General features: G+C 40.3%; 8 protein-coding genes, 1 tRNA gene and 1 pseudogene. 8 read left to right on the plus strand and 2 right to left on the minus strand.

Going from position 1 to position 9,298, the window contains the following annotated elements; genetic code table 11:
• Positions 1–100 precede the first annotated feature (100 nt).
• The gene (locus tag FTU00_RS05080; RefSeq protein WP_180179234.1) at positions 101–1,372 is read left to right on the plus strand and encodes a GGDEF domain-containing protein; all 1,272 of its coding nucleotides are present in this window, start codon (positions 101–103) and stop codon (positions 1,370–1,372) included.
• Positions 1,373–1,427: 55 nt separating this feature from the next.
• Here the strand turns inward: FTU00_RS05080 and argG are convergent, their stop codons facing one another.
• Positions 1,428–2,771, minus strand: a complete 1,344-nt coding sequence (argG, locus tag FTU00_RS05085) for an argininosuccinate synthase (RefSeq protein ID WP_180179235.1) — start codon at positions 2,769–2,771, stop codon at positions 1,428–1,430.
• A gap of 245 nt (positions 2,772–3,016) precedes the next feature.
• Here argG and FTU00_RS05090 point away from each other — a divergent pair, with 245 nt between their 5' ends.
• The 7 genes from FTU00_RS05090 (at position 3,017) to FTU00_RS05120 (ending at position 9,098) form a co-directional block, all read left to right on the plus strand.
• A complete protein-coding gene (locus FTU00_RS05090) occupies positions 3,017–3,370 on the plus strand; it encodes a hypothetical protein (RefSeq protein WP_004782834.1) in 354 nt (117 codons plus the stop codon).
• A 147-nt stretch (positions 3,371–3,517) separates the two neighbouring features.
• Positions 3,518–5,554: an NADPH-dependent 2,4-dienoyl-CoA reductase gene (locus FTU00_RS05095; RefSeq protein ID WP_180179236.1), complete on the plus strand. Its 2,037-nt coding sequence runs from the start codon at positions 3,518–3,520 to the stop codon at positions 5,552–5,554.
• An 87-nt stretch (positions 5,555–5,641) separates the two neighbouring features.
• A tRNA-Ser gene (locus FTU00_RS05100) sits at positions 5,642–5,732 on the plus strand.
• A 425-nt stretch (positions 5,733–6,157) separates the two neighbouring features.
• Positions 6,158–7,858: an NAD-dependent malic enzyme gene (locus FTU00_RS05105; protein WP_180179237.1), complete on the plus strand. Its 1,701-nt coding sequence runs from the start codon at positions 6,158–6,160 to the stop codon at positions 7,856–7,858.
• A gap of 426 nt (positions 7,859–8,284) precedes the next feature.
• Positions 8,285–8,500, plus strand: coding sequence for a cold-shock protein (locus FTU00_RS05110; RefSeq protein ID WP_004782814.1), 216 nt, complete (start codon positions 8,285–8,287; stop codon positions 8,498–8,500).
• A 102-nt stretch (positions 8,501–8,602) separates the two neighbouring features.
• The gene (locus FTU00_RS05115) at positions 8,603–8,830 is read left to right on the plus strand and encodes a hypothetical protein (RefSeq protein WP_004782813.1); all 228 of its coding nucleotides are present in this window, start codon (positions 8,603–8,605) and stop codon (positions 8,828–8,830) included.
• Positions 8,831–8,900: 70 nt separating this feature from the next.
• Positions 8,901–9,098 carry a hypothetical protein gene (locus FTU00_RS05120; RefSeq protein ID WP_034706083.1) on the plus strand — a complete coding sequence of 66 codons (198 nt, stop codon included), beginning with the start codon at positions 8,901–8,903 and terminating at the stop codon, positions 9,096–9,098.
• A 90-nt stretch (positions 9,099–9,188) separates the two neighbouring features.
• Here FTU00_RS05120 and FTU00_RS05125 read toward each other — a convergent pair.
• Positions 9,189–9,298: pseudogene (locus FTU00_RS05125) on the minus strand (IS5/IS1182 family transposase); the annotation flags it as partial.

The following is a 9,298-nucleotide window of genomic DNA, read 5'->3' on the forward strand; positions in this document are numbered from 1 at the left end:
TGGTAACGAGAAATATATACAAAATAAGGGATATCTATAAATTAATTTATAAAAGTATGATATTTTAAAATTAATAAAAAAATTACATAAATACTTGGCAATGGAATACAAGTACAATCTAGCAAAATTGCAAGATGAAAAAGAAAAAATAGAAGAATTAATCACACGGCAAAGTCAGCGTGTAGGCTCGGTTTTCCCTCAGAATCTGGAACAGGAGTTCTGGAGCAAAAACCTGGAGCGAGCACGTAAACATGTCGAAAAATATGTCTGGGCAGGTGTACTGACCTATTTTATTTTTCTGCTGGTCATGATTCCGACCGACTACTGGATTATCGATTCACAATATTTTGTACAAGATTTTGTGCGCTGTATGCTGGGGCTGATCAATGGTAGTCTCGCTTTACTTGCTTTTTATTTCTTCTCCTGTCTGCCTAAAATCAAACGCTTTTTTCCGCAGGCTTCCATGCTGCTAATGTTCTGGATGATAGTCTCGACCTCCTATCTGACCATGTCCATTCAAACAGTAAGCTTGCAACATCAGTCGATGGCGATCATCACTATTATCTACATTCTGGGTTATATTCTGACCGGAGTAAAACCTTTACAGATGTTAATCACGGGGTTGTTTGCTGCACTTTGTACGGTCTGGCTGTTATCCGTGTTATCGATCGAATTTAATGCGCTGGTCTTGGGGCGGATTCTAATTGGCAGTAGCCTATTGGGATGTGTGATTAGTTATATGCTTTTTGCCCGTGAGCGCATGATTTTTCTATATACCATGCGGGCTAGAATCAGTGAGAAAATTCAGCGGATTCATACCACAGAATTGTTGCATTTAAGCCAGCATGATGAGCTGACCAAAATCTCTAATCGACGAACTTTCGATGAAACACTGGATATCTTCTTTGAACGTTCTCGCCGTAATCAGCATGCTTTGGCGATTTTATTTATCGATGTGGATCATTTTAAAAACTATAACGATTTTTATGGACATCAAAAAGGGGACGATGTCATTTCCAGTATAGCCTTCACTATTAAAAATGCGATCCGGCATATGGACTTTGTGGCCCGTTATGGGGGCGAGGAGTTTGTCGTATTGCTTCCGGAAACCGATGCGCATGGCGCCTATGCAGTTGCTTCCAATATCTTTAATGCGATTGAGCGTCTGGAAATTCCACATGAGAAATCTGGTGTAGCTGACCATATCACCATTAGTTTAGGCATCACCGTTTATCGTGGTGAAGACTTCATTGATAAGGATGCCTTATTGGGAATTGCTGATCAGGCGTTGTATCGGGCCAAACAGTTGGGTCGAAACCAGATTTATTACCAATCCATACGCACTGCAAATCCCAACAGTGTGAATACCTAAATCGAATCCATAAAAAACCGCTCAGATGAGCGGTTTTTTTGACATTAAAACAAACTTATTTGTTTTTGTCTTTTAATTGAGGTACTGCAGAACCTGTACCTACTGCAAGTAAGCCAGAATCTGTATAGATACTCAGTTTCGCACGTGTATCTGTGATATCCAGGTTACGCATAGTCAACTGACCGATACGATCCGCTGGAGAGAACATAGAATCACCTTTCTCCATAGTTAAACGCTCAGCTTCATAAGTGAGGTTAGGAGATTCAGTGTTCATGATGGTGTAGTCATTACCACGACGCAGTTCTAAAGTCACAGTACCAGTGATAGCTTTAGCTACCCAACGCTGTGCAGTTTCACGAAGCATCAATGCTTGAGAATCGAACCAGCGACCTTGGTACAGAAGACGACCCAAACGAAGACCGTTGATACGGTATTGTTCGATCGTATCTTCGTTATGAATACCAGTGACCAGACGTTCATAAGCGATGTGAAGAAGGGCCATACCCGGAGCTTCGTAGATACCACGAGATTTCGCTTCGATGATACGGTTTTCGATCTGATCCGACATACCTAGACCATGACGGCCACCAATACGGTTCGCTTCAAGAATGAACTCAACTGGATCTTCGATACGTTGACCGTTGATTGCAACAGGGAAACCTTCTTCAAAAGTAATCGATACTTCTTCAGGTTTGATTTCAACGTCTTCTTTCCAGAATGCAACGCCCATGATTGGATCAACGATTTTGATACCGGCATTCAGGTATTCAAGATCTTTGGCTTCGTGAGTTGCACCCAACATGTTTGAGTCAGTTGAGTAAGCTTTCTCTTTTGACATTTTGTAGTCAAAGCCATTGTCGATCAGGAACTGTGACATTTCTGCACGGCCACCTAGCTCGTCAATGAAGGTCTGGTCTAACCAAGGTTTGTAGATTTTCAGGTTAGGGTTGGTCAATAGACCGTAGCGGTAGAAACGCTCGATGTCGTTACCTTTATAAGTAGAACCGTCACCCCAGATGTTCACGTCATCTTCTTTCATTGCAGTTACCAGCATGGTACCTGTCACTGCACGGCCAAGAGGAGTCGTGTTGAAGTATGGAACGCCACCTGTAGAAATGTGGAACGCGCCACATTGAATTGCAGCAATACCTTCTAATGCAAGCTGTAAACGGCAGTCGATCAAACGTGCTTTTACTGCGCCATAAGCTTCAGCTTTTTTTGGAATTGCATCGTAATCGTCTTCGTCTGGCTGACCCAAGTTTGCTGTATAAGCATAAGGTTCAGCGCCTTTTTGTTTCATCCACAAAAGAGCTGCAGAAGTATCTAGACCGCCAGAAAAGGCAATACCAACTTTTTTGCCTACTGGGACATTCTGCAAGATAGTTGCATTATCAGACATTGTTCATCCTAATGATATGAAATAGGCACGCCAGAAGTGGTGGCCTGAAAAAACACATATTGCATCAATTGTATCATTATTTTATTTAGGTTTGCTTTAGAAAAGAAAAACTCGTTTCAAAATCTTGATTCAATAGGCTTAGATAATCATAAAATTACCGTATTTTTGACAAACGCTTAAAAAATAGGAAAATCTGGGAAGATTCAATAACATCATTAAGAAAAAACATCTTTAGGATACCCCACATGAGTCCGAATATTCCTCCTTTGCCTAATCTGCAACCTGCTGCCAAGAATGAAACTCTGTCAATTGTGCATGGAATTTATGCTGGTTTGCTGGTTTTTAGTACGGTTGCATTTTTATATCTGGAATATCAGCAGTCGACGATTTCCATGCTGAGTCTGGGTATTGTGTTACTACTTTTAGCTGTGCTGATTGTTTTGAATATTCAGGCCTGTCTCAAGGTCAAACAGGGCAATGGTTCAGGACGCACCTTGTCCAGAATTATGGCGATCCTGATGCTGCTCAGTTTTCCTATTGGTACAGTACTCGGAGTAATTGCCTTATGGAAATCCAGCAAAAATCAATGGCAGCAATAAATCCATCACTCAGGCACAGCATGAATACCACAATTGGTATTTGTGCCTGAGAAAGCGGACCTGATAGTCATAAAAAGCCCCTGAAAATCAGTTAAAGTACATTGATAAGATTTAAGCTTTTAGCCAAATAAGAATCAGGGATATTTTATGACAACGACGCGCTATGCAAATATTTTAAAACCATTACATCTGGGTTTCACCACGATTAAAAACCGTGTGGTGATGGGATCAATGCATACGGGCTTGGAAGATCGTTTTTATAATTATCCTAAACTGGCCGCTTATTTTGGTGAACGTGCCAAAGGTGGTGTGGGTCTCCTGATTACTGGCGGGATTTCACCCAATCGTCAAGGCTGGTTATTGCCTGCTGGCGGAACCATGAATACCTTGGGCGATGTTGCACCGCACCGACTGGTTACGCATGCCGTGCATAAGCATGGGGCCAAGATTCTGTTGCAGATTTTGCATGCCGGACGTTATGGCTATCAACCTTTTGTGGTATCTGCTAGTCCGATTAAATCGCCAATTTCACCTTTTAAACCACGTCAGATGTCTGAAAACCAGATTCTGGATACGATTCAGGACTATGTTAAAACTGCAAAACTGGCTAAAAAAGCGGGCTATGACGGCGTGGAAATCATGGGCTCGGAAGGGTATTTGATTAACCAGTTCTTAAGCCGTCACGTCAATCAGCGTACTGATCGCTGGGGCGGAGAAATTGAAAACCGCATGCGTTTTGCGGTGGAGATTGTTAAAGCGATTCGTGCTGAAATTGGTGAAAAATTTATTATCTGTTTCCGCTTGTCCTTGCTAGATCTGGTACATGATGGCAATACGATGCAGGAAGTTATTACCGTCGCTAAAGCATTAGAGAAGGCTGGAATAACTTTACTCAATACCGGTATTGGCTGGCATGAAGCACGTATTCCGACGATTGTCACTTCTGTTCCTCGTGCCGCATTCGTAGATTACACCGCAGAAGTCAAAAAACATGTCGCTGTTCCAGTCATTGCATCGAACCGGATCAATATGCCAGAAACTGCTGAAGCGATTTTGGCATCGGGTCAGGCAGATATGGTGCAAATGGCACGCCCGTTATTGGCAGATGCATTTTGGGTGAATAAGACAGCAACCAATCGAGTTGATGAAATTAATACCTGTATCGCCTGTAATCAGGCCTGCCTGGATCATACCTTTAAAAATAAACGTGCTACCTGTCTGGTGAATCCACGTGCCGGCTATGAAACCGAACTGGTTTATGTCAAAACCAAAAAACCTAAAGGCATCGCCGTGGTAGGTGGTGGAGTGGCAGGTTTATCCGCAGCTACAGTCGCTGCCAGCCGCGGTCATGATGTGACTTTGTTTGAAGCCACTAATGAAGTGGGTGGACAATTTAATCTGGCCAAAGTGATTCCAGGCAAAGAAGAATTTCACGAAACCATTCGTTATTTCAAAGTACAACTGGAAAAAACCGGGGTAGATGTCCGTTTAAATACTCGAGTGAATCGGGAGCAACTGGAACGCGAAGGTTTTGATGAAGTCATTGTGGCTACGGGCGTTGTTCCGCGTGAATTGAAAATTACAGGTAGTGATGCACCTCAAGTCCTGTCTTATGCTGAAGTATTGCGCGGCGCACCAGTAGGAGATCGTGTCGCTGTCATTGGTGCCGGAGGAATTGGTTTTGATGTATCAGAATTTTTATTAAAGCCACCGCATCAGCCACAACCGCAACCTGTAGATGAATGGAAACGGGAATGGGGTGTAGATCTGCATGCAAATTATGTAAGTGAAGGCGGACTGCAGCCAGCAGAAGTCGAGCCACCTGTACGTGAAATTTATCTGTTGCAGCGTAAAACTACTGCTTTAGGAGCAGGCTTAGGTAAAACCACGGGCTGGGTTCATCGTGCCCAATTAAAAAAACATGGCGTACGCATGTTACGCGGTGTGCACTACAAATCGATTATGGATGAAGGTTTGTGGATTGAAGTGGATGGGCATGATCAGTTGCTGCGTGTAGATACGGTCGTCGTTTGTGCTGGTCAGGAGTCAGTCAAAGATGTTATGCCTTCAGATGATCAAAAGACTCTAGCGAATTACCATATTATTGGTGGAGCAAAGCTGGCTGCTGAGCTGGATGCCAAGCGTGCAATTCGTGAAGGGGCAGAATTGGCAGCAAAATTGTAAGGATTTGATGAAACTATATGCAGTTGATGAGATTCACTGTAATTTTCACTTGTCAGTCACCTAAAAGCTCCGTATTATTGCGGACATGGAAGCGTGGCAGAGCGGTTTAATGCACCGGTCTTGAAAACCGACGAGGGCTTATACCCCTCCGTGAGTTCGAATCTCACCGCTTCCGCCAGATACGGAAAACCCCGATCATTGATCGGGGTTTTTTATTGCCTAAGTTTTATTGAGTGGGAAATTGTCTGATTTTTTAGATAAAGCAGATAGATAACAAGCTAATTGATCTAATTTCTAAGATATTTTCTTATTAAAAAATGAATGAATAAAAACGAATGCATATATGGCTCTAATTTCTAAAATTTAATCCCAGTCATTGAGCTTAAGTCTCAATTAAAAAAGTATGATCTAAATTTTTATCTGAAAAAGAGGATATAAAAATTTAGAGCTTATTTTATTGCCGTTATTAGTTTATTAAATAGAACATTTTTCATTATTAATTCGCTGAATGACTGAAACAGCTGAAAGTCGACTACGATAGTAGGATAATTTTTTGTTCTTTTCGGCTTTCATTTATGTCGAATTTTAAAGTGCGAGTTAAAAATGGCAACTGAACCTCTGAATCCTAAACGTCCACTTTATATTCCCTACGCAGGCACTGCATTACTTGAACTCCCATTGCTGAATAAAGGCTCAGCTTTCTCTGTAGAAGAACGTATTCATTTTAATTTACATGGACTTTTGCCCCAAGTGATCGAATCGATTGAGGAACAAAGTCAGCGTTCGTATCAGCAATACTGCTCATTCAATGATGCAATCAATAAGCATATTTACCTACGTAACATCCAGGACACCAACGAGACGCTTTTCTATCATTTGATTGAAAATCACTTAAGCGAAATGATGCCGATCATCTATACGCCAACGGTAGGAGAAGCATGTCAGCATTTTTCCGAGATTTATCGCCGTCATCGCGGGGTTTTTATTTCCTATCCAGATCGGGATCATATTGAGCACATCCTGCATAACGTGAATCGAAGAAATGTCAAAGTGATTGTGATTACGGATGGAGAGCGCATTCTTGGTTTAGGTGATCAAGGCATTGGCGGAATGGGTATTCCGATTGGAAAGCTGGCTTTATATACGGCCTGCGGAGGCATTAGTCCGGCCTATACCTTACCAATTACCTTAGATGTAGGCACGAACAACGAGCAGTTGTTGAATGATCCGATTTATATGGGATGGCGTCAGCCTCGTATCACCGGTGATGAATATTATGAATTTGTCGAAATGGTGATACAGGCAATTCAGCAAAGATGGCCCGATGCACTGATTCAATTTGAAGATTTTGCCCAGCACAATGCCATGCCTTTACTGGAAAAATATCGAGATCGAATATGTTGCTTCAATGACGATATTCAGGGTACGGCAGCTGTGGCAGTAGGCAGTTTGATTGCGGCTTCCTATGCGTCAAACAAACAATTAAAAGATCAGACCATTGCTTTCTTGGGAGCAGGTTCAGCCGGTTGTGGGATCGCTGAACAGATTGTGGCAAAAATGGTGGCAGAAGGCCTGACTGATGCTGAAGCGCGTAAGCGGGTTTTTATGGTGGATCGCTTCGGCCTTATTACTCAAAACCAGCCAAACCTATTAAATTTCCAGAGAAAACTGGCTCAAGAACCAGAAAATATTGCTGAATGGGGAAATGCCGAAGAGATTATTTCTCTATTGGATGTCATCAAATATGCAAAACCCACAGTACTGATTGGGGTATCTGGACAGCCGGGATTATTTAGTAAAGAAGTAATCACGACCATGGCTGAAAATTGTGAACATCCGATCATCTTTCCTTTATCGAATCCTACTTCTCGCGTAGAAGCTGTTCCAGCCGATATTATTCAATGGACCAATGGAAAAGCCCTGATTGCTACAGGTAGCCCATTTGCACCCGTTAATTATCAGGAACACATTTATACTATTTCTCAATGTAATAACTCTTATATTTTCCCGGGAATTGGACTAGGCGTGATTGCTTCAGGCGCTACACGAGTCACGGATAATATGCTGATGGCATCAAGTAATGCCTTAGCAGAATGCTCTCCAAAACTTCAAGACCCAACCGCCAATTTGTTGCCAGATCTGGATCAGATTCAGCATATTTCCAAGATTATTGCTCTAAGGGTTGCGCACGCTGCGGTTGAGGATGGCGTTGCTCCAAAAGTTGGTTTTGATGTGCTGCAGAAAGCCATAGATGCGAATTTCTGGATACCGGAATACCGGGAATATAAGCGTGTGACCTTTTAATATTATTAGGGAAAGGGCAGTCTAAAATTAAGTAAAGCAGAGCGATGACATTGTTATTTCTCTGCTTCTTTGTTTGGAGAAAGCGAAGGTAATCTAAAATGTAGAAGTTTAACTCACTCAAGCAATATGGATTTATTTTATCAAGTCGTTGAAATTAAATAAAATATAATGGAAATTCTGTAAATAATAAAATAATATTTATAAAGTAATTAAATATATATATAAGAAAACTTGATTATTTTAAATCTTCCTGTATACTGGCCTTAACTAGAAAAAGTCTTGTTGCAAAAAATCTTCCTTAAGTATCGTCGTTTTATTCATAATCCTTCGTTTTATCCAGATTTTAAGTTCCATTCTTTATTATTTTCAAAGTTACAACTGGTCATTCAGATGACTAAAAATTATTAAAAATTAGTAGGTTTTATTATGTCAAACTCAAATATTGTTAAAGGTACTGTAAAGTGGTTCAACGAAACTAAAGGTTTCGGTTTTATTCAACAAGAATCTGGTCCAGATGTTTTTGCTCATTTCAGTGAAATTGCTAGTTCAGGTTTTAAAACCTTAATGGAAGGTCAGCAAGTTGAATTCAGCGTAGTTCAAGGTCAAAAAGGCCCAAATGCTGTAAATATTACTGCGCTATAAGTCTGTAGAATAAAAAAGCACGCATCAGTGCTTTTTTATTGTTTTAAATAAAAGTTAAAAAGCTTTTTCTAGATTGGAAGAAGTATAAAAATAGGATACAAGTTGTTAAAAATTAATGAATTAATTGCAAAATCTAAAAATGGTACAGAAATTATTGTTTCTTTGATTCCCTTGAATAAAATGCAAAATACACGTCAAGGTTTTAAGGAAATTGAAGTAGGTAAAAGAGTGCTGCTTCAATCAGGAATCGAAGTTGACCTGAATCTAGACGGTCGTACATTTTATACATCTTTAAATCAATTATTTAAATTAAATCATAAAGTTATTTAATATTTAAATTATATATTGGCTAACCAATTTCTAGCCGATCTCTCTTATAATCATTACTAAAGGTTTATTTATGCTTAAGCAAAATATTAATGTGAAAGATCAATTCGGTGTTCAATACGTGATTCAGGCTACTGTTGACCCTGATTTTGTTCATACCCAATCGGATTCTAACGTTAAACATATTACGGTTGAAGGTGAAAATATTCGCCCAAGTTTTGAAATGTTTTTTCAAAGCACCATCAGCGGCAAAATTTTCAAAATTATTTAGTGGTCATATGACATGACCAAAAGTGAATATAAAAAATCCTGGTATCTTGCCAGGATTTTGTCTTTGAAATTATTAGACCTCTTTCATAAATCATTTTTTGCTCAGTTCCAAGTTGTAGATTCCAGCGATTAAATTGAATCTCAAACCAAGCCTTTTACCTCTATTTCGATAACGCTCAGCAAGGATTTTGAAGGTTTTCA

The organism is Acinetobacter sp. YH12041, from assembly GCF_013419975.1.
Lineage (GTDB): Bacteria > Pseudomonadota > Gammaproteobacteria > Pseudomonadales > Moraxellaceae > Acinetobacter.

Coding starts and splice junctions, on each gene's coding strand:
- FTU00_RS05080 (WP_180179234.1), top strand. CDS start 101: ATGGAATACAAGTACAATCTAGCAAAATTGCAAGATGAAAAAGAAAAA.
- argG (WP_180179235.1), bottom strand. CDS start 2,771: ATGTCTGATAATGCAACTATCTTGCAGAATGTCCCAGTAGGCAAAAAA.
- FTU00_RS05090 (WP_004782834.1), top strand. CDS start 3,017: ATGAGTCCGAATATTCCTCCTTTGCCTAATCTGCAACCTGCTGCCAAG.
- FTU00_RS05095 (WP_180179236.1), top strand. CDS start 3,518: ATGACAACGACGCGCTATGCAAATATTTTAAAACCATTACATCTGGGT.
- FTU00_RS05105 (WP_180179237.1), top strand. CDS start 6,158: ATGGCAACTGAACCTCTGAATCCTAAACGTCCACTTTATATTCCCTAC.
- FTU00_RS05110 (WP_004782814.1), top strand. CDS start 8,285: ATGTCAAACTCAAATATTGTTAAAGGTACTGTAAAGTGGTTCAACGAA.
- FTU00_RS05120 (WP_034706083.1), top strand. CDS start 8,901: ATGCTTAAGCAAAATATTAATGTGAAAGATCAATTCGGTGTTCAATAC.